At 71.8% G+C, this 20186-nt stretch carries 18 protein-coding genes; 11 read left to right on the top strand and 7 right to left on the bottom strand.

Features of this window, described 5'->3' with window-relative positions; genetic code table 11:
* Positions 1-158: 158 nt before the first annotated feature.
* Positions 159-1013 carry a polyphosphate kinase 2 family protein gene (locus DEI98_RS03775; RefSeq protein ID WP_181433175.1) on the bottom strand — a complete coding sequence of 285 codons (855 nt, stop codon included), beginning with the start codon at positions 1011-1013 and terminating at the stop codon, positions 159-161.
* Positions 1014-1119: 106 nt separating this feature from the next.
* Here DEI98_RS03775 and DEI98_RS03770 point away from each other — a divergent pair, with 106 nt between their 5' ends.
* Together DEI98_RS03770 and DEI98_RS03765 are read left to right on the top strand one after the other, a co-directional pair.
* Positions 1120-2136, top strand: a complete 1017-nt coding sequence (locus DEI98_RS03770) for an alpha/beta hydrolase (protein ID WP_111091869.1) — start codon at positions 1120-1122, stop codon at positions 2134-2136.
* A 110-nt stretch (positions 2137-2246) separates the two neighbouring features.
* A complete protein-coding gene (locus tag DEI98_RS03765; RefSeq protein WP_111024960.1) occupies positions 2247-2543 on the top strand; it encodes a hypothetical protein in 297 nt (98 codons plus the stop codon).
* On the opposite strand, the gene DEI98_RS03760 is transcribed toward DEI98_RS03765, so the two are convergent.
* From DEI98_RS03760 to DEI98_RS03750, 3 genes are all read right to left on the bottom strand, one after another.
* Entirely contained in the window at positions 2540-6019 is a 3480-nt protein-coding gene (locus DEI98_RS03760) for an efflux RND transporter permease subunit (protein ID WP_111099947.1), read from the bottom strand. The genes DEI98_RS03765 and DEI98_RS03760 overlap by 4 nt on opposite strands.
* 109 nt (positions 6020-6128) lie before the next feature.
* Positions 6129-6803, bottom strand: a complete 675-nt coding sequence (locus DEI98_RS03755; protein WP_111099946.1) for a DUF6518 family protein — start codon at positions 6801-6803, stop codon at positions 6129-6131.
* Between the two features lie 145 nt (positions 6804-6948).
* Entirely contained in the window at positions 6949-8400 is a 1452-nt protein-coding gene (locus tag DEI98_RS03750; RefSeq protein ID WP_258370732.1) for a PLP-dependent aminotransferase family protein, read from the bottom strand.
* A 61-nt stretch (positions 8401-8461) separates the two neighbouring features.
* On the opposite strand from DEI98_RS03750, the gene DEI98_RS03745 reads away from it, so the two are divergent.
* From DEI98_RS03745 to DEI98_RS03735, 3 genes are all read left to right on the top strand, one after another.
* Positions 8462-9142 carry a YitT family protein gene (locus tag DEI98_RS03745; protein ID WP_111099945.1) on the top strand — a complete coding sequence of 227 codons (681 nt, stop codon included), beginning with the start codon at positions 8462-8464 and terminating at the stop codon, positions 9140-9142.
* Positions 9143-9287: 145 nt separating this feature from the next.
* Positions 9288-10169, top strand: a complete 882-nt coding sequence (locus tag DEI98_RS03740) for a DUF4097 family beta strand repeat-containing protein (protein ID WP_111099944.1) — start codon at positions 9288-9290, stop codon at positions 10167-10169.
* Positions 10166-10747 carry a PadR family transcriptional regulator gene (locus DEI98_RS03735; protein WP_071405831.1) on the top strand — a complete coding sequence of 194 codons (582 nt, stop codon included), beginning with the start codon at positions 10166-10168 and terminating at the stop codon, positions 10745-10747. The genes DEI98_RS03740 and DEI98_RS03735 overlap by 4 nt, the downstream gene beginning before the upstream one ends.
* Positions 10748-10887: 140 nt before the next feature.
* Here DEI98_RS03735 and DEI98_RS03730 read toward each other — a convergent pair whose 3' ends face one another.
* Entirely contained in the window at positions 10888-11340 is a 453-nt protein-coding gene (locus tag DEI98_RS03730; protein ID WP_111099943.1) for a MerR family transcriptional regulator, read from the bottom strand.
* Between the two features lie 130 nt (positions 11341-11470).
* Here DEI98_RS03730 and DEI98_RS03725 point away from each other — a divergent pair, with 130 nt between their 5' ends.
* The 4 genes from DEI98_RS03725 to DEI98_RS03710 all read left to right on the top strand — a co-directional run bounded on the left by DEI98_RS03725 (position 11471) and on the right by DEI98_RS03710 (position 15436).
* The gene (locus DEI98_RS03725) at positions 11471-13717 is read left to right on the top strand and encodes an APC family permease (protein ID WP_111099942.1); all 2247 of its coding nucleotides are present in this window, start codon (positions 11471-11473) and stop codon (positions 13715-13717) included.
* An 11-nt stretch (positions 13718-13728) separates the two neighbouring features.
* Positions 13729-14484 carry a hypothetical protein gene (locus DEI98_RS03720; protein WP_111099941.1) on the top strand — a complete coding sequence of 252 codons (756 nt, stop codon included), beginning with the start codon at positions 13729-13731 and terminating at the stop codon, positions 14482-14484.
* Between the two features lie 115 nt (positions 14485-14599).
* On the top strand, positions 14600-14875 hold the full coding sequence (locus tag DEI98_RS03715) for a DUF3072 domain-containing protein (protein ID WP_017886246.1): 276 nt from the start codon (positions 14600-14602) through the stop codon (positions 14873-14875).
* Positions 14876-14995: 120 nt separating this feature from the next.
* Entirely contained in the window at positions 14996-15436 is a 441-nt protein-coding gene (locus tag DEI98_RS03710; protein WP_027465040.1) for a DoxX family protein, read from the top strand.
* Between the two features lie 127 nt (positions 15437-15563).
* Here the strand turns inward: DEI98_RS03710 and DEI98_RS03705 are convergent, their stop codons facing one another.
* Entirely contained in the window at positions 15564-16709 is a 1146-nt protein-coding gene (locus DEI98_RS03705; protein ID WP_111099940.1) for an NAD(P)-binding domain-containing protein, read from the bottom strand.
* A gap of 158 nt (positions 16710-16867) precedes the next feature.
* Here DEI98_RS03705 and DEI98_RS03700 point away from each other — a divergent pair, with 158 nt between their 5' ends.
* Positions 16868-17086, top strand: a complete 219-nt coding sequence (locus DEI98_RS03700) for a DUF3073 domain-containing protein (RefSeq protein WP_017886249.1) — start codon at positions 16868-16870, stop codon at positions 17084-17086.
* Positions 17087-17509: 423 nt separating this feature from the next.
* Here the strand turns inward: DEI98_RS03700 and purM are convergent, their stop codons facing one another.
* Complete coding sequence (gene purM, locus DEI98_RS03695) at positions 17510-18625, bottom strand: phosphoribosylformylglycinamidine cyclo-ligase (protein ID WP_110858852.1); 1116 nt, start codon at positions 18623-18625, stop codon at positions 17510-17512.
* A gap of 73 nt (positions 18626-18698) precedes the next feature.
* On the opposite strand from purM, the gene purF reads away from it, so the two are divergent.
* A complete protein-coding gene (gene purF, locus DEI98_RS03690; RefSeq protein ID WP_027465037.1) occupies positions 18699-20156 on the top strand; it encodes an amidophosphoribosyltransferase in 1458 nt (485 codons plus the stop codon).
* The last annotated feature ends 30 nt before the right edge of the window (positions 20157-20186 follow it).

Raw genomic sequence — 20186 nt, 5'->3', positions numbered from 1 at the left:
AGCAACACACACCCAGCAGAATTTCCGTGATCACAATGTCACGACGTCGAAGGCCGACCGAGCGAGTCTACGCGAGCCGGTGCCCTGACGCCAGCCCCACGCGGTCCGGTGGCGGCGTGCCGGGCGCGGGACGGGCCTCCATGTCGGGGGTCGCGCGCTCAGGACTCCGCGAGCCGCCGACGCTGCTCGGCGACGTCGAAGTCCGCCTTCGGCCACGACAGGTGCATGTCCTCCAGCGCCCGGAGCAGGAGCTGCTGCACGGCGAGGCGGGCGTACCACTTGCGGTTCGCAGGGACGACGTACCAGGGCGCCTGGGGGGTCGACGTGCGGTCGAGGGCGATCTGGTACGCCTGCTGGTAGCGGTCCCAGAGCAGGCGGTCGTCGATGTCGCCCGGGTTGAACTTCCAGTGCTTGTCGGGGCGGTCGAGCCGGTCGCCGAGACGCTCGCGCTGCTCGTCCTTCGAGATGTGCAGCATCACCTTGACGATGGTCGTGCCGGCGGCGGCGAGGCCGTCCTCGAAGGCGGTGATCGCGCCGTACCGGCGTTCGATCTCGTCCGGCGCGGCGAGCCCGCGGACCCGCTGGGCGAGCACGTCCTCGTAGTGCGAGCGGTCGAACACGCCGAGCTGCCCGGCTGCCGGCAGCTGCTTCTCGATGCGCCAGAGGAAGTCGTGCTCGCGCTCCTCGGCCGTCGGGGCCTTGAAGCCGGCGTAGTGCACGCCGTTCGGGTCGACCGCACCGACGACGTGCGAGACGATGCCGCCCTTGCCCGCGGTGTCCATCGCCTGCAGCACGAGCAGCACCCGGCGCTCGTCACCGGCGGTCGACGCCGCGTACAGGCGCTCCTGCAGGGCGGCGAGACGCGAGGCGCCGGCGGCGAGGGCCTCGAGGCCGTCGATCTTTCGGCCGGGGAAGCCCGGGGTGCCGTCCGGGTCCACCTGGTCGAGGCGGAACCCGGGTTCGACGCGGAGCAGTGGTTCGGGATCGGCGTTCCAGGCCTTGCGATTGCTCACGTGTCCTCCTGCGGTGCTCCGGTCGGCGGCTGCCGTGCTCATCCTCGCACTGCCGTCCTCCGCTCGGGTGACGTGGGCGGTCGCCGGGGCGGCTAGCGTGGACGTGATGAAGTCCGGCCGCCGCTCAGTGCTCGCGCTCGTCGCCGCGGTCGTGGCGCTCGGCGCGATGGCGTCCTGCAGCACGGACCCGGTCGGCGACGAGAACGCCACCGTGACCGCGGACAGCGTCATCTACCCGCTGTCGCTGCGGTACCACGGCATCGACGTGGTGGCCGACGTGCCCTACGGCACCGACCCGCTGCAGCGCCTCGACGTGTGCCTGCCCGCCGACAGCGACCCCGCGACGACGGCGACGCCCACTGCGACGCCGTCAGCCTCGGCCACCGCCGACCCCGATGCCGAAGCGGTCGAGGCCACCACCGGACGCCCGGCGGTCCTGATGATCCACGGCGGCAGCTGGTCGCACGGCGACAAGGCGACGGCCGCGTACCGGTCCGTGTGCAAGTACCTGGCGTCCGAGGGCTTCGTGACGTTCAACGTCGACTACCGCCTGGCCCCGACGGATCCGTTCCCGGCCGGGCTCGACGACGTCCGCCGTGCGCTCGACTACGTGTTCCGTCCCGCGACGCTCGAGACCTACGACGTCGACTCCCAGCGTGTGGGCGTGTTCGGCGGGAGCGCCGGCGGCAACCTCGCCGCGATGCTCGCCGTCACCGACCACGACTCCGCCGCGTACGCCGACGGCGACCGGATCCGTGCCGTGGTCGACCTCAGCGGGCCGACGAACCTGACCACCCGGTCCACCGAGCCCGACGGGGTGTCCGCGGCCTTCCAGCGCAAGCAGCTGCTCTACCTCGGGTGCCGGTCGTACGCCAGGTGTCCGGCGGCCACGCGGGCGTCGCCCGAGTTCCACGTCACTTCGGACACCGCGCCGTTCTTCATCGGGCACTCCACCGACGAGTTCATCCCGATGTGGGAGTCGCAGGAGTTCGCCGCGACGCTCCGGTCCCACGACGTCCCGGTGACGTTCGTGGCGGTCGAGGGCACGGCGCACTCGATCGCCCAGCTCGACGAGGCGATGAGCCGCCGCGTGGTCACGTTCCTGCGGACGCAGCTGGGCTGACCGCGCCGGCCGACCGGCCGACCGCGCAGGGCGTCCGACCGCGTGCCCCGGGTGGGTGCCACCCGGAGTCGGGACTGCCGCTGCCGACCCCCTGGCCGCAGACTTCGGGGGTGACCGACACCTCGACCCGCCCTGCCCGCGCCGCTGCGACCCGCTGGGACCGCCCTGCGCTGCAGACGTTCGGGGAGCTGCTGCTCGGGCTGTCGTTCGTCGCCGCGGTGTCGTTCGGCGGGTACGCCTCGGTCACCGGACAGCTGGCCGTCGTGTCGCAGGTCGCCGCCGTGGTGTTCCTCGTGACGCTGACCCTCGTGCTCGTGTCGTGGTTCCGGGCCGTCGAGCGCGAGGAGCGGACCGAGCGCGTCGTCGTCTCGCCCCTCGCGGCGATCGACGCCGAGTACCGCCGCTAGGCAGCGCTGCCGGAACGCGCCGCTCGTCGCCGCTGTCGTTCCTGCCGGAGTTCCACGCGTTCCTGGCGTCGCTCAGCGCGCGCCTGCTTCCGGGTCTTGCCCGCGGCGATCCGGTCGTCGTTGCGCTCGCGAGCCCGCTCGACCACGAAGTACAGCGCCGGCAGCACCACGAGCGTCAGCAGCGTCGAGGACACCAGGCCACCGATCACGACCAGTGCCAGCGGCTGCGAGATGAAGCCGGACTTGCCGGTCAGCCCGATCGCCATCGGCAGCAGCGCGAAGATCGTCGCCATCGCCGTCATCAGGATCGGACGGAGGCGTCGTGTGGCGCCCTCGATCAACGCCTCGCGCACCCGCAACCCGCGCCGTCGGTACTGGTTGACGAGGTCGATGAGCACGATCGCGTTCGTCACGACGATGCCGACGAGCATGAGCAGACCGATCAGCGACGCGACACCGATCGGGACGCCCGACGCGATCTGCAGCAGGATCGCGCCCGTCGCCGCGAACGGCACCGACACGAGCAGCAGCAGCGGCTGGAGCAGGCTCCGGAACGTCGCGACCATGATCACGTAGACGATCAGCACGGCGACCAGCACCGCGAGCCCGAGCTGCGAGAACGCCGACGACTGGCTGGCGGCGACGCCACCGATCGAGGCGGTCGCACCCTTCGGCAGGTCGAGCTCGTCGACGGCGGTCGTGACGGACTGCACGGCCGCACCGAGGTTCGTGGCGTCCGGCGTCACGGTGATCGTGGCGGTGCGGGCCGCGTTCGTCGTGGTGACGGTGGTGGGGCCCTCGGACTCCTCGACCGTGGCGACGTCGGACAGCGGGACCGTTCCGGTGCTCGTCGGCACGTCGAGGGCACGGAGCGCGGCGATGGTGGTCGGCGGCTCCGGGTCGGCGATGTAGACGTCGAGCGTCGCGTCGTCGATCTCGATGCTGCCGGTGTCCCGCGGCGAGACCGCGGCGGCGACGAGGCCACCCACCTGGGTCTCGGTGAGGCCGAGTGACGCTGCCTCCTGGCGGTCGACCCGGACGGCGAGGAACGGTTCTGCCGCGGACAGGTTGCTCGTGGCGCCCGTGGTGTCCGGGACCGACTGCATGGTCTGCAGCACCTGGCGCGACGCCGTCTCGAGCTGCGACTGGGTCGGCGCGGTCACGTCGACCTCGATGTCGCTGCTGCCGCCGAACCCGCCGCCGGAGGACGCGATGGTGACCTCGCCGACGTCCTTGATCTTCCCGATCGACTTCCGCGCGTCGGCCTGGATCGTGGGCTGGTCGGCCTCGGCGTCGGTCGTGACGGCGTACTGCACCGAGGCGCTGCCGCCCCCGCCGAACGCCGCCTGGATCGACTGGCCGCTCGTGCCGATGGTGGTCTGCACGGTCTCGACGCCGTCGACGTCCTGCAGTGCCCGCTCGACCTTGCGTGCGGACTCGGACTGGACGGCGAGGCTCGAACCGGCCTTCAGGTCCTGCGTGACCGTGAACGTGTTCTGCCCCGAGTCGCCGAGGTAGTTCGTGGTGACGAACGGCAGCGTGGCGACCGTTCCGCCGAGCACGATCACGGCGAGCAGGATGACGACGACCGGCTTGCGGACGACCCACCGGAGCACCGGCAGGTAGACGCGTCGCAGGCGGTCGACCCGGCCGGCGTCGTGCAGGTCCGCGGCGGAGGCGAGCGCACCCTCCGAGCGGTCGCCTTCGTGCCCGCGCTCGGCATCGATCGCCGACGGTGCCGCTTCCGCGTCCGTGGGCGCTTCCGCTGCCGCCGTCGCGTCGCCCGGCTTCGCCTTCGGCGGGCGCAGCCACCAGTACGCCAGCACCGGCACGATGGTGAGCGAGACGAACAGCGACGCGACGAGCGCCAGGGTGACCGTCACGGCGAACGGTCGGAACAGCTCCCCCACGAGTTCTGCGACGAAGGCGACCGGCAGGAACACCGCGACGGTGGTCAGGGTCGAGGCGGTGACCGCTCCGGCGACCTCGCGAACGGCGTCCCGCACGGCCTGGCCGCGGTCGACGCCGGGGAGCATGTGCCGCTTGATGTTCTCGATGACGACGATGGAGTCGTCGACCACGCGGCCGATCGCGATCGTCAGGGCCGCCAGCGTGATGATGTTGAGCGTGTACCCGGCGGCGCGCATGCCGATCGCCGCGAGGAGCACCGACGTCGGGATCGAGATCGCGGTGACGAGCGTGGAGCGCCACGACAGCAGGAACACCAGGATGACGAGCACCGCGAAGGCGAGCCCGAGCAGGCCCTCTTCGGCCAAGGAGTCGATGGACTGCTGGATGTAGGGCGCCTGGTCGAAGACGACGGTGAAGCGGGGGTCGCCCTCGATCTTGTCCTCGATGCCAGGCAGGGCGTCGCGGACGGTGTTCGAGACGTCGACGGTGTTGGCTTCCTGCGTCTTCGTGATCGAGATCGTCAGCGCCTGCTGCCCGTCCACGCGGCTGATCGAGGTGCGCGGCGACTCGGTGATGGCGACCTTCGCGACGTCGCCCAGGGTGGTGTCCGTCGGCGTGGCCGCGGTCGTCGACCCGCCCGTCGCGGCGTCACCCGTGGGAGCGGTGCCGGTCGCACCCGTGCCGGTCGCGCCCGTGCCGGTCCCGGTCGCACCGGCGCCGGTTGCCCCCGTGCCGGTCGCACCCGCAGCCGTGCCGTCACCGGACGAGGCCGTCCCGTCTGCGCCGGCGGCACCCGACCCGGACCCGGACCCGGACCCGTCCGAACTCGACGAGCTCGTCAGCGGCAGCGCGCGGATGTCCTTGAGCGAAGCGATCCGCTCGCCCGTCTGCACCGACAGGGTCGAGCCGTCCTCGGTGATCGTGCCGCCGGGGATCAGGGTGCCGTTGTCGTCGAGCGCGTCCGAGATCGCCGTCTGGCTGAGGCCGCGGGCGGCGAGCTCGTCCTGGTCCGGCGTGATGACGACGCGACGACCCGGGTTGCCGAAGACGTCCGCCTGCCGCACACCGTCGAGCTTCTCGAGGTCGGGGATCGCCGAGGCCTGCAGCCGGTCGACGAGCTGTTCCTGGTTGCCGGACGCCGAGACCGCGACCTGCAGCACCGGCAGGTCGTCGAAGGACCCGGTGACGATCTGCGTCTGCACCGAGTCGGGCAGCGACAGCGCGTTCACCGCGGTCTGGATCTTGTCCTCGGCGCTGGCCAGGTTCGATCCGTACTGGAACGACGCCGACACCACGCTCTGCCCGGTCGACGAGGTCGCACTGGTCGACTCGAGGTCCGGGACGACCTGGATCGCCTGTTCGATCTTGGTCGAGACGTCGTTCGACACGACCTCTGGCGTGGCTCCGGGGTAGGCGCTGACGATCGCGACCTGCGGGAACTCGACGCTGGGGATCAGCTCCTGCTTGAGGCTCGAGAGCGCGATGCCGCCGAAGACCGCGACCACGATCGTGACGAGCGCGATGAGGGCCCGGTTGCGCAGGCTGAAGACCGAGAGGAGGTGCACGTCATCGATCCTCGCAGGACCGACCGACGAACGTTCGGCTGGCAGCCAGAACCCGCCGTCGGATCAGGACGGAGCGGCGAGGACCCGCCGTCGGATCAGGACTGCAGGATCAGAACCCGCCGAGCACCAGGTACGCCCCGAGCACCGCCACCGTGCCGACCACCCCGGTGCCGAGCGCCACCACGCGCCCGACGGGTGAGCGGGTGCCGAGGACCCCGATGCCGAGCAGCACCACGCCGACGATGATCTCGACGGCCCAGGTGACGTGTCCCGTCGTCGCGGCGACCTGCAGCAGCCCGCGGATCCCCTCGCCGACGAGCACCGCGGCCGTCACACCGAACGCCCCCGCGCGCCACCGGGCGTCGCGGGACCGCACCGCCACGGCGACCGCTCCGGCCAGCAGCCCGGCCGGCACCCCGAGCAGCACCCAGGGGTTCGTGATCGACAGCACGTCGGGGAACCCGCGCAGGACCGTCGTGGCCCAGTACCCGACGTGCATGAGCTCGAGGAGCACGACGCCGAGCACCATCGCCAGCGGCAGGGCGACCCGGCCCCCTCGTGCTCCGGCGACCAGGCACAGCAGCGCGGCGACGAGGAACCACGGCCCGGCCGAGTTCGACACGGAGGCGAGTGCGGGCACGGCCTGCCCGAACGAGGTCAGGACGCCCGCCAGGAACGCCCCGCTGAGCGCGATGGTGACCCGCACCACGGCGGGGACCGCCGCGGGCGGCTCGACGGGCGTCGGCACAGCGGAACGGGTTCCGGCGGACAGGGTCGCGTTCATGGCACCAGCCTCGCCGGACCCCGCCGGAGCCGCATCACCCCGAGGAGCGAGAACCCCCGACCCGACCTCACCCCAGAGGATGACGCCGAGCCCCGGCGGACGACCCCGAGCCCCGCAAGACACCGAGCCCCGGACGACGCACCGCTCAGACCACCGCCGCCAACGACCCCCGCACGCCGCTCGTCTCGCCGCCCACCCGCTCCCACGACCGTGACAGCACGTCCACCAACCGCCCCCGGTCCGCCGGGGCCATCGTGAACGGCACCCGCAGGAACCGCTCGAACCCGCCGTCCGGCCCGAACACCCCGCCCGAGGCCAGCACCACACCCTCGGCCCGCGCGGCGAGCACGAGCGCACTCGACACCGGTCGTCCGAGCCCCACCCACGTCGTCAACCCGCCCGCCGGCGCCGGGACGTCCCACTCCGGGAGCCGCGCCCGGAGCGCCCCCACGACCGCGTCGCGACCTTCGCGCAGGGACGCACGTCGCGCCTCCAGGAAGGCCGCCGTGCGCGGGACCAGCTCGCGCACGACCAGCTGGTCGAGCACGGGGGTGCCGAGGTCGCCCGTGGGGCGGGCGAGCAGCAGCCGCTGCAGCAGCGCCGGGTCGGCACGGATCCAGCCGATCCGCAGGCCGCCCCAGAAGACCTTGGCGGCGGAACCGATCATCACGACCGACAACCCCGACGGGTCCGCCGCCGCCAACGGCGGCGACGGCTCCCCGTCGATCCGGAGCTCCCCCATCGTCTCGTCGGCGATCACGACCGTGCCGACCGAGGACGCGACCGACAGCAGGAGCCGGCGGGTCGACGCGGACATGGTCGCACCGGTCGGGTTGTGGAGCTCGGGCATGACGTACGCGACGGAGGGCGCGGTGCGACGCAGCGTCGTCTCGAGCGCGGCGGCGTCCCACCCCGTCCGCGCGTCGACGGGGACGCCGACCAGGCGGCCGCCGGCCTCGCGGAAGGCCTCGTGCGCGTGCGGGTAGGTCGGGGACTCGACGAGCACGGCGTCGCCACGGCGGACGAGCACGCGCGCGAGCAGGGCGATCGCGTGCTGCGCGCCGAGGGTGACGATGACCTGGGCGGGCTCCGTCGGCAGTCCGCGCTCGGTGTATCGCGCGGCGATCGCGGCGCGCAGGCCGGGGTCGCCGACGGTGTCGTAGCCGATCCCGGCGAGCGCCGCGGGCACGTGCCGGACCGCCCGCTCGACCGCCTCGTCGATGCCGGGGGCGGCGTGCAGGGCCGCCTTGCGCAGGTCGAGCAGGTCCCCCTCGACGACTCCGCCCAGGCGTTCGGGGTCGGGCCGCCCGACCAGGTCACGGGGCAGGTGGACCACGCTGCCGGAGCCACGGACGGACACCAGGAACCCGTCGGAGCGCAGGCGGGCGTACGCGTTCGCGACGGTGGTGCGCGAGACGCCGAGGGCTGCGGCCAGTCCGCGCTCGGCCGGCAGCCGGACGCCCTGGGCGACCCGTCCGTCGATGACGAGGACCCGGAGGGCGTCGGCGAGCGCCTCGTAGGCCGGGGCGTCGGTCCCGGCGCGCCAGTCGGTCAGCAGGTGGGAAGCGGCGCGGGCACTGATCAGGACAGGGGGCACGGGTCCACGGTAGCGCGATTGGCTCTCGACGAGCAGGCCAATCTGTCGGGACGATGGCCACATGCCCCGTCGCACCGCTCTCACCCTGCGCTTCGTCCAGCTCTTCGTCGGACTGTTCCTCTACGGCGCCTCGACCGCACTGCAGGTCCGCGCGGTGGTCGGCGTGAGCTCGTGGACCGTGTTGACCCAGGGGCTCGAGAACGTCGTGCCGTGGTCGTTCGGCGTCATCACGGTGGTGTCGAGCGGCGTCATCCTGCTGCTGTGGATCCCGCTCCGCCAGAAGCCGGGCATCGGGACGCTGCTGAACGCCCTGGCGATCGGTCCGAGTGCCGACCTGGTGCTCTGGCTGGTGCCGGAGCCGTCGGGGATCGTCGCCCGGATCGGGCTGTTCGTCGCGGGACTCGTGCTGCTCGCGGTCGCGACGGCGTTCTACATCGGTGCGGGGTTCGGCACGGGCGCGCGAGACGGCCTGATGGTGGGCCTGCACCAGCGGCTCGGCTGGCCGATCTGGCTCGCCCGGACCCTGGTCGAGGTCACCGTGGTGATCGTCGGGTGGATCCTCGGCGGGGACGTCGGTGCCGGCACCGTCATCGCGGCGTTCGCGATCGGCCCGATGGTCCAACCGCTCATGCCGCACTTCCGCCGGTTCCCGTGGAGCCCCGAGCGCACGGCGGCGCCCGCAGCGAACGTCGCCACACCCACACTGGAGGCCCGCCCCACCCCCGCCACGCCCGCTTCGTGAGCAGGAACGGTCGGGTCCACGGCCCCCACCCGACCGTTCCTGCTCACGATCACCCGGCGATCGCGTGCGGCCCCTTGCGGCTCGGTGCAACGCGATATAGCGTGACCTCCACAGACGCGATACATCGCGAGTTCCAGGAGGCAACATGGCGCAGGAGAAGTGGCTCGTCGACGAGCCCAAGGTCATCGACACCGGCATCGTGCGCACCGTGCGTGTCGGCCTCGTCGGCGGGCAGGTGGACGTCGTCGCGCACGACGAACCCACGGCCCGGGTCGAGATCCACAGCGTGTCCGGCAAGCAGATGCTCATCGAGGTCGACGGCGACACCCTCACCGTCGACCACCCCCAGGTCCGGTGGGACGACCCCATCGGGTTCCTGAAGTCCTTCCGCGGCAAGGCCCACGCCGACGTGAGCATCCTGGTCCCCCGCGACGCCGGCATCACGCTCGGTGTCGTCTCGGCCGGTGCGCTGCTGTCCGGTACGAACCGCGGAGCCACCCTCAACACGGTGTCCGGCGACCTGGTCGTCGACGGCGTCGCGGGTGACGTCACGGTCAACGCCGTCTCGGGCGCCACCACGATCCGCGACCTCGACGGCGCGCTCGCGGTGCACACCGTCTCCGGCGACGTCGTGGCCACCGGCGAGATCCCGCGGTTCCAGGCCGACGGCGTCTCGGCCGACGTCGTGCTCGACCTGCACGGGGTCCCCGAGTCCGCCCGCGTCAACACGGTGTCCGGGTCGGTGAGCGTCCGCCTTGCGGACGGCGTCGCCTACAAGTGCACGGTGAACACCGCGACCGGCAAGCTGCAGTTCGACGACGCCGAGATCCGCGGGGTGCGCGGTTCGTACGTCAAGCAGGGCGGCGAACTGTCCGGCCAGTGGCTCGACCTGCGGGTGAACTCCGTCTCCGGCGACATCGCGGTGCTGCACGCCCCGCCGGTCGCCGAGCCGACACCCCCGACGACGACGACCACGCCGCCGACCACACCGACCACCCCGACGAACGAGAGCGAGGTGCCCGAATGAGCCCCGTCTTCGCCCACGGCCACCTGCGCCTCTACCTGCTCGTCCTGCTGGCCGACCACCCCATGCACGGCTACGAGCTCATCCAGGCGCTCGGCGACCGCTTCGGCGGCACCTACGTGCCGAGTGCCGGCACCGTCTACCCCCGGCTCGCCAAGCTCGAGGACGACGGCCTGGTCACGAAGACCGCCGACGGCCGCAAGACCGTCTACGCGATCACGGACGCCGGCCGTGCCGAGCTCGCGGCACGTGCCGACGAGATCGCCACGGTCGAGTCCGGCGTCAGCGACTCGGTGAAGTCGTTGGCCGACGGCGTGCGCGCCTCGGTCGGCGAGGCCATGCGCTCGCTCCGTGCCGACCTGGCCGCAGCCGCCGAGAGCCCGGCGACGGGTTCCGCCGAGGAGCCCGTGTCCGTCCCGTCGGACAGCGCCCGCGCCCTGCGCGAGCTCGAGATGGCCCTGTCGTCGTTCCGGCAGCAGGTGCGTGCGGACCTGCGCCGTCGAGCAACCCGCGGCACGCTCGGTGCGGACACCGTGACGCGTCTGCGTGACGGCCTGGAGGCCCTGCGCAAGTCGCTCTGACGGCCCGCGGCCGACAGGCGGTGGCGACCAGGGCCTCCCGGCCGTCGTCCGCACCGTGTCGCGACCGACGTCACCCCCGGAACCAGGTTCCGGACACAGCACCGTGCAGATGCGCGGTGTGGTGTCCGGAACCTGGTTCCTCAGCGCCCCGCACCCGGCGGATCGGCAGCCGGCAGTCGCGTCGGCGGGAAGCCGGCGAACGCCTCGCCTGCCGTCAGGTCCTCCCCGTGCTCGACGCGCGCCACGGTGGTGCGGACCGCGGCCAGCTGCCGGGCCAGCCGGTCCCGCTCGTGCTCGAGCCACGTCAGGTGTGCCGTAAGCGCCGCGACGTCCTCACCCTCGTCGTCGAGCCGTCGCGCGATCTCCGGCAGCCCGAGTCCGAGCCCGCGCAGCAGCAGGATGCGCTGCAGCCGGACGAGCGCACGGTCGTCGTAGCGCCGCAGCCCACCCGCGCCGACGGCGGTGGCCGGCAGCAGTCCGACGGCCTCGTAGTGCCGAAGGGTCCGACTCGAGACACCGGCGGAACGCGCCACCTCGGTGATGGCGTGGGGAGCTTTCGCAGCTGCGTCACCCGGGCCTGTCGATGCGCTCATGCTGGCGACTGTAATGCTTGACGCTGCGTCAACCGCAAGGGGTGCGCGACACCCAGGGTGGCGCGCCCGCAGCCGACCGGGAATGTGTGGCAGGCGAACCGTGTTGACTCGCGCCCGGAACTGAGTAGGTTTGCCGCTCGTGACGAACGAGATCCGGTCGTTGAAAGCACGACTGATCGGGGATCCCCTCCCCTCTGAGAAGCTCGAAGGACAGCTCCTCCCGAAGCACCTGGCCCTGCCGATCTTCGCGAGTGACCCGCTGTCCTCTGTCGCGTACGCGCCGCAGGAACTCCTGATGATCCTGCTGCTCGGCGGCATGGCCTTCCTGACGTTCGCGCCGTGGGTCGCCGCACTCGTCGTGCTGCTGCTCGTGGTCGTCGTCGCCTCGTACCGGCAGCTCATCAAGGCGTACCCGTCGGGTGGTGGCGACTACGAGGTGGCGCACCGGAACCTCGGTGAGAAGGCCGGGCTGGTCGTCGCGAGTGCACTGCTCGTCGACTACGTGATGACGGTGGCCGTGTCGGTCGCCTCCGGTGTCGACAACATCATCTCGGCGCTCCCGATGCTCGACCACTTCCGCGTCGAGCTCGCCCTGCTGTTCGTCGTGCTGCTCGCCGCCGCGAACCTGCGGGGGGTGCGGGAGTCGAGCAAGGCCTTCGCGATCCCGACCTACCTGTTCGTGGCGAGCGTCTTCGTGATGGTCGTCACCGGGCTCGTCCGGGTCGCCGCCGGCAACGCCCCGGTCGCCGAGTCCGCGGCGTACACCGTGCAGAACGTCGAGCACACCACGCAGGCGGCGTTCATCCTGCTGCTCCTCCGCGCGTTCGCCTCGGGCTGCTCGGCGCTGACCGGCGTGGAGGCCATCGCGAACGGCGTGCAGGCGTTCCGCCGGCCGAAGATCAAGAACGCGCAGGCCACCCTGGTCGCGATGGGCGGCATCGCGATCGTCCTCTTCATCGGGCTCATCACCCTGGCGCTCGTGTCGCACGTGCACTACGCCGAGCGGGCCTGCGACCTGCAGGGCTTCGCGAACTGTGCGACCACGCCGCAGCGCTCGCTCATCGCGCAGATCGCGGCCGCGACGTTCGGCAACAACTCGGTGCTGTTCTTCGTGATCCAGGCGACCACGGCGGCGGTCCTGCTCCTCGCGGCGAACACGGCCTTCAACGGGTTCCCGCTGCTCGGCTCGATCCTGGCGCGCGACTCCTACGCCCCGAAGGCGCTCTCGACCCGCGGCGACCGGCTCATCTACTCGAACGGCGTCATCGTCCTGGCCCTCGTCGCCGCGGCGCTGCTCGTGGTCTACCGGGCGAACGTCACGAGCCTCATCCAGCTCTACATCATCGGTGTCTTCGTGTCGTTCACGCTCGGACAGACGGGCATGGTCGTGCACTGGACACGACTGCTCCGGGCCGATCGAGACCGGGACGGGGCGCCCGCCGCAGACGGCGAGCCACCCGTGAACCGCGGGCAGGTCGTCCGCTCCCGCACGATCAACGCGATCGGCGCCACCTTCACCCTCGTGGTGCTCGTCATCGTCACGATCACGAAGTTCACCCACGGCGCCTGGCTGGTCTTCCTGATCATGCCGGTGCTGTACGTGCTCATGCTCGGCGTGAACCGCTACTACCGCGACGTCTCGCACGAGATCGAGGCCGACGTCGAGACGAAGTTCGGCGCCACCGGCGACCACGCGATCGTCCTGGTGAACAAGCTGCAGAAGCCCGTGCTCAAGGCGCTCGACTACGCGGTCGCCGCCGAGCACGCGAGCATCGAGGCGGTGCACGTCGCGATCGACGACACCGAGTCCCAGCGCCTGCGCGACCAGTGGGCGGAGTACGGCATCCAGGTGCCCCTGACGATCGTGCCGAGCCCGTACCGCGACATCTCGATGCCCCTGATCAAGTACATCAAGGCGCACCGGAACGAGCACGGCTCCGAGGTCGTCACCGTCTACACCCCGATCTTCATCGTCGGGCACTGGTGGGAGGGCCTGCTCCACAACCACCGCGGCCGCCGCATCCGCAAGAAGCTGCTGCTCGTGCACGGCGTCACCGTGGCGCTGGTGCCGTGGCTGCTCGACTCGTCCGAGCTGCTCTACGGCCGCCGTTCCCGCCCGCTGCCCGGCCAGGAGCGCCGCGGCGAGCCCGTGCGACCCCCGCTCCGCCGCCCCGCGCAGCCCGGTTCGTCGGCCGAGGCCGCGGCCTCGGCTTCGGCTTCGGACCGCCTGCTCCGCTCCGCCGAGCGCAACAGCATCCAGCCGCGCCGCGCGACCCGTCCGGCCGGCCCCGCCGAGGGCGTCGACCCCGCGCTCTGCACGGGCGAGATCCACGCACTCGTGCCCTCCCCGCCGCGAGGGGGAGCCGACGAGTCGTAGCATGTGGCCCCATGACCATCAGTGACCTGCGGACGTTCGCCACGTTCGACGGACACGGCGGCAAGGTCTCGAAGCGCGTCGAGGTGCTCGACCACGAACCGCCGGCCGGCAGCCCGCTCGAAGGACTCGTCGCCGTGCGCGGCGAGCACCCCCTCGGCGCGCGCGACGAGCGCGCCGCCGACGAGTCCGCCGCGCTCTCCCGCGGCGTCCCGAGCGTCGGCTGGGTGGACCCGGCCGCGCTCCGCGACTGGTACCGCCCGGACCGCGTCGTCCTCACCCGGCTTGAGGCGCGGCAGTCCGGCATCGAGCCCGGCGTCTACGCCGACTCCCGTGGGCGCGGTCGCGTCCGGATCGACGGCCTGGAGGCCCACCTCGCCCCCGACGGTCGCCCCGCCTTCCGCGCACTGGCCGGCCCCACCGCCGCGCCCGTCGTCGACGGGCCGCTGCCGACCGACCAGGCCGTCCGCCTGGTGGCGGTGACCGCGGTCGACGAGGGACTCGAGGTCGTCACCGCCCCGGTGTCCCCGTTCCTGCAGCCCGGCGAGCACCCGGCGTACGGCGACGACGTGGTGGGGCTGCCCCCACGTCCGGCAAGCGGGCACGTCCGGGTCACGGCGTCGGTGCTGCTCGACGGCGAGCTGCACGAGGTCGACCGGATCGACGAGCGTGCGGCGACCATCTGGATCCGGCGGGACGACCGCGTCGTGCCGATCGCCACGAGTGCCGTCGGGGCCGACCTGGTGCGGTACGCGGCGACCGAGGTCTGAGCCGCTTCGGTGCGGATGCGTGCCGTCGTGCGCGCTGGGCCGCTGAGCCGCTGAGCCGCTTCGGGGGACGCCGCTGCTGCGTGTCGTGACGGGGGTGCGGCGTACCGTCGCGGACATGAGTGACGCAGACCGCGACCAGCAGCAGACCCCGGACGCACCGATCCAGGGCGAGACCCTCGGCGGCCCCCGACCCGACCCCTCCACCGACGCGAGCAAGGACCCCGAGCAGTGGGTCACCGGCGACGAGCCGATGACCGGACCGCAGCGCAGCTACCTCGACACCCTGGCCCGTGAAGCCGGCGAGGAGCTCCCCGCCGACCTCACCAAGGCGCAGGCGTCGGAGCACATCGACCGCCTCCAGCAGCAGACCGGCCGCGGCGCTGATTCCTGAGAAGCAGTCCACCCTTCGGCGGACCGCTGTCTGGGCATGCTCTGGACATGTTCTGGCGAAGCGCGGTCAGTCCCCTGTTCGAGGACGATCGATGACGCGTCACCGGCTACCTTCGTGGCCATGCGAACGACATCGACCTCCATCGGCCTGACCGCGCTCCGCATCGTCCTCGGGGTGGTGTTCATCGCCCACGGCGCCCAGAAGTTCGCCCAGGGCATCCCCAACGTGGTGCAGGGCTTCTCGGGCATGGGCGTCCCCCTCGCCGAGGTCGCAGCACCCCTCGTCGCCGGCCTCGAGCTCGTCGGCGGCATCCTGCTCGTGCTCGGCGTCGCGACCCGCGTCGTCGGCGTGCTGCTGGCCGTCGACATGGTCGTCGCCGGGTTCCTGGCCCACGGCACCGCGGGCTTCTACTCGCAGGACGGCGGCTTCGAGTACGTGCTCGTCCTCGCGGTGGCGTCCCTCGCCGTGGCGCTGACCGGGCCCGGGCGGTTCTCGCTCGACGCCCTGGTGCTCAAGTCGTCGCGCCGTCGTCGTGGCGTCGAGGAGCCCCTGCCCGCCTGAGCGCGCGTCCCGGTTTCGTCTGGTGCGAGGTTCCGTTCCCGGTGAGAGCTCACGAGGCCCGCACCGGGAACGGAACCTCGCACCGTTCGCGCGGCCCCTCGCACGGTGCGAGGGGCCGCGCAGCTGTTCAGGCCGCCAGCGCGTCCATGACCTGGCGGGCGATGCGCCGTCCAGCCCGGTTCGCACCGATGGTCGATGCCTGGGGGCCGTAGCCGGCCAGGAACAAGCGCGGCTCCTCGGCCGACCGGCCGTCCTCGACCACCACGCCGCCCGCCGTGGTCCGCAGGTGCAGTGGCGCGAGGTGCCGCAGGTCGGCGCGGAACCCCGTCGCCCAGATCACCGCGTCGGCGTGCACGTGGGTGCCGTCTGCCCGCACCACCCCGGTCTCGTCCATCCGGGTGAACATCGGCTCGTCGCGCAGCACACCGCGGTCGATGCCGGCGCGGATCCGTCGCGACACCGGGACCCCGGTGCCACTGACGATGCTCGGCAGGACCTCGCCGGCGCGGGCAGCACGGTCCTGTTCGTCGACGGCGGCCACGGCGGACTCGACGTCGAGCGACGCCGTCCCGGCCCAGACCATCGGGCGCCGGGTGAACCACCGCGTCGAACGGGCGACGCCGTCGAGTTCGAGCAGGAACCCGATCGCGCTCGTCCCACCGCCCACCACCACGACGTCCTGGCGGGCGAACTCGGAGGCGCTGCGGTACTCGGTCGTGTCGACCTGGCGTCCGCGGAACACGTCGCGCCCCGGGTACCACGGCACGAAGGGGGTGCCCCACGTGCCGGATGCGTTCACCACGAGGTCGGCACGGATGCGCGTGACGGTGCCGTCGGCGCTCCGGGTCGTGACGCACAGCCCACCGTCCGTCGCGGCATGGCCCGCCACGCCGTCGCCGCCGCCGATGCGCGAGACGGACGTCACCGTGACCGGGCGCCGCACGCGCAGGTCGTAGTGCTGCTCGAACCGCCGGTAGTACTCGCCGACGACGTCCCGTGCGGGCCGCGACCGGTCGGCATCGTCGAACTCCAGGCCCATCGCGCGCATGCCGGGCAGGTCGTGCACCCGGTGTGCTGCTCCGAGCCGCAGGGCCGCCCACCGGAACTGCCACGCCCCACCGGTGCTCGGCGCGCGGTCGAGGATCACCAGGTCGCTGCCGGGGACGAGCCCGAGACGGCGCAGGTGGTATCCCACCGAGAGCCCCGCCTGCCCCGCACCGATCACCACCACTCGGGCGTGCTGGTCGACCGGGGTCTCGAGGGGTTCCGTCATCACTTCGATTCTGCTGTGCGGGCCAGCCGTCGCGCGACGTCCAGATCGAGGTACATGGTAGAGTGATCGGCAGATTTCAAACCACGAACCGTCTGGTTCCCCGAGTGATCTTCCGTCATTCGCCAGGACCGGACCAGAGCCGAACGAGGGGGTCACGCATGGGGCGCGGCCGTCAGAAGGCGAAGCACACCAAGGTCGCCCGTGAGCTGAAGTACTTCAGCCCGCAGACGAACTACGGTGCGCTCGAGCAGGAGCTCTCCGCCGGACAACACTCCGACGAGAACTACGTCGACCGTTGGGCGGACCAGTACGGTCCGGAACCGGCGGAAGACGAAGACGAGTTCGAGACCCAGGCAGACCAGAACAAGTCCGCCTGACCTCCCTCGCAGTCACGCCGCGCAGCCCTCGGGCAGCGCGGCGTTTCCGCGTGCCCGGACACCCGTCGCCGCGCTCGGATCCCGGCCTGGAGTGGTCCTGGCTCACCGCGTGCACGCCGCCGAGCGGCCACAACCCGTCGGCTGCAGACCCGCCAAACGACGGTTCGTGACCACTCACCGCAGGCACCATGGCGAGTCCCCGGCACACGAAGCACCGGCGGTACGGGAAAGGCTGCCCGAGTCCCGCGCCCGGCTCCGCGCCCGAGTGGTCACGACTCCCCGCGGGAGTGATGCCGAGCGGTCACGAAGCGTCGGCTGCAGGCCAGCCGAACGACGGTTCGTGACCACTCACCGCACGCACCACGGCGCGGCGCACCACGGCGCGGCGGAGCCGGAGCCGCCTGCCCGCAGCCGCCCAACGGGTCAGCCCGCGTAGCTCCCGACGAGCCGGACCGCGCCGCCGTCGACACCCTTGGCGCCCTGCTCGAACCCGGTCAGGTCCCGTGCGGACGTGGCGATCGTGCCGACGGGCCACGTGGGCATGCCGGCGGCACCGAGCGAGGCGATGACCTCGGCGGCAGCCCCGGCCGAGACGACGGCGAACATGCCGATGCCCAGGTTCCAGGTGCCCTCGGTGTCCTCGATCGGGGTACCGGCCATGTCGGCCAGGACCCGGAACACCGGGAGCGGCTGCCAGGTGGAACGGTCGACCTCGACCCAGGAGCCGACGGGCAGCACACGCGCCAGGTTCGCGGCGATGCCACCACCGGTCACGTGCGAGAGCGAGTGCACCGCGCCCGGGTGCTGCTCGAGCAGTGCCAGGAGCGGGGCGGTGTACAGCCGGGTCGGCTCGAGCAGGGCTTCGCCGACGGAGACCGCGCCGCCGAACCCGACGCCGCTCAGTTCGGGCAGCTGGTCCGTGAAGCCGACGCCCCGCGACGCCAGGATGTGCCGCACGAGCGAGTATCCGTTGGAGTGCAACCCCGACGACTCGATCGCCAGGACCACGTCGCCGTCCTGCACCAGGTGTGCGCCGAGCTGCGCGTCGGCCTCGACGACACCCGTCGCCGCACCGGCCACGTCGTAGTCGTCCGGGCCGAGCAGCCCCGGGTGCTCGGCGGTCTCGCCGCCGACCAGGGCGGTGCCGGTCTCCGAGCAGCCGCGGGCGATGCCGGCGACGATGTCGGCGATCCGGCCCGGCACCACTCGGCCGCAGGCGATGTAGTCGGTCATGAACAGCGGCTTCGCGCCCACCACGACGATGTCGTCGACGACCATGCCGACCAGGTCCTGCCCGATGGTGTCGTGCTTGTCGATCGCCTGCGCGATGGCGACCTTGGTGCCGACGCCGTCGGTCGAGGTCGCGAGCAACGGGTGTGAGAAGTCCTTCAGGAACGAGACGTCGTAGAGCCCGGCGAACCCACCGACGCCACCGAGGACCGAGGCGTTGTGGGTGGCCGCGACCGCGGACTTCATCAGTTCGACGGCCAGGTCACCGGCAGCGGTGTCCACTCCGGCTTCGGCGTACGGGTTGGGCATGCGGAGTCCTTCGCGGTGACATGGCAGACTTGTTCGGTACCCCCCGATTCTACGGTCTGGAGCACACCCGCGAATGTGCGGCATCGTCGGCCTTGTTGCGCAGGGCCCCGCCAACCAATCCATCTACGACGCACTGCTCCTCCTGCAGCACCGCGGGCAGGACTCGACGGGCATCGCCACGGTCGAGGGTCACGTGCACCACATGCACAAGACCCGCGGGCACGTGCGCGAGGCGTTCCGCACCCGCGACATGCGTGCCCTCCTCGGCACCATGGGGCTCGGACACGTCCGCTACGCCACCAAGGGCGCCGCGACGAACGAAGAAGAAGCCCAGCCGTTCTACGTGAACGCGCCGTACGGCATCGTCCTCGTCCACAACGGCAACCTCACCAACACGCGGGAACTCACGCGTGAACTGTTCGACATCGACCGTCGTCACCTGAACACGACGAGTGACACCGAGCTCCTGGTGAACGTGCTGGCGCACGAGCTGCAGGGCCAGGTCCGCGGCGCGAACCTCGACCCGGGTCAGGTCTTCGACGCCGTCGAGCGCGTGCACGAGCGGGTCGAGGGCTCCTACGCCACGATCGCGACCATCGCCGGGCACGGGCTGCTGGCCTTCCGTGACCCGTTCGGCATCCGCCCGCTGATCCTCGGCCACAAGTTCGACGAGGCCGGGCAGCCGGAGTGGGTCGTCGCGAGCGAGTCGCTCGTGCTCGAGTCCGGCGGCTACGAGATCGTCCGCGACATCGCTCCGGGCGAGGCCGTCTTCATCGAGATGAACGGCCAGATGCACGCCCGCCAGTGCGCGAAGAACCCGCGCCTGGTGCCGTGCTCGTTCGAGTACGTCTACCTGGCGCGTCCCGACTCGGTGATGAACGGCATCTCGGTCTACGACGCGCGTCTGCGCCTCGGCAACCGCCTCGCCGACACCATCGAGCAGTACGCGCCGACCGGTGACATCGACGTGGTCATGCCGATCCCGGACTCGAGCCGTCCGGCGGCCATGCAGGTCGCCCGGAAGCTCGGCATCGAGTACCGCGAGGGCTTCTACAAGAACCGCTACGTCGGCCGCACCTTCATCATGCCGGGGCAGGCGGAGCGCAAGCGTTCGGTGCGCCAGAAGCTCAACGCGATGTCGTCCGAGTTCAAGGGCAAGAACATCCTGATCGTCGACGACTCGATCGTCCGCGGCACCACGAGCCGCGAGATCGTCGAGATGGCCCGGGCCGCCGGCGCGAACGAGGTCACGTTCACGAGCGCCGCTCCCCCTGTCCGGTTCCCGCACGTCTACGGCATCAACATGCCGACGCGTGCGGAGCTCATCGCGCACGACCGGAAGATCCCGGAGATCAACCGCGTGCTCGGCAGCGACCACCTGATCTACCAGGAGGTCGGGGACATGCGCGACGCCATCATCGAGGGCTCGGACGTGACCGACCTCGAGATGAGCTGCTTCACCGGCGAGTACGTCACGGGCACCGTGAGCCCGGAGTACCTGTCCTGGGTCGAGGCCAACCAGCTCAGCTAGGTCGCGTCCGAGACGCGACCAGACGACGGA

This window comes from Curtobacterium sp. MCLR17_034 (assembly GCF_003234485.1).
In the GTDB taxonomy this organism is placed as follows: Bacteria; Actinomycetota; Actinomycetes; order Actinomycetales; family Microbacteriaceae; genus Curtobacterium; species Curtobacterium flaccumfaciens.
This window is presented reverse-complemented; position numbering and strand designations above follow the sequence as displayed.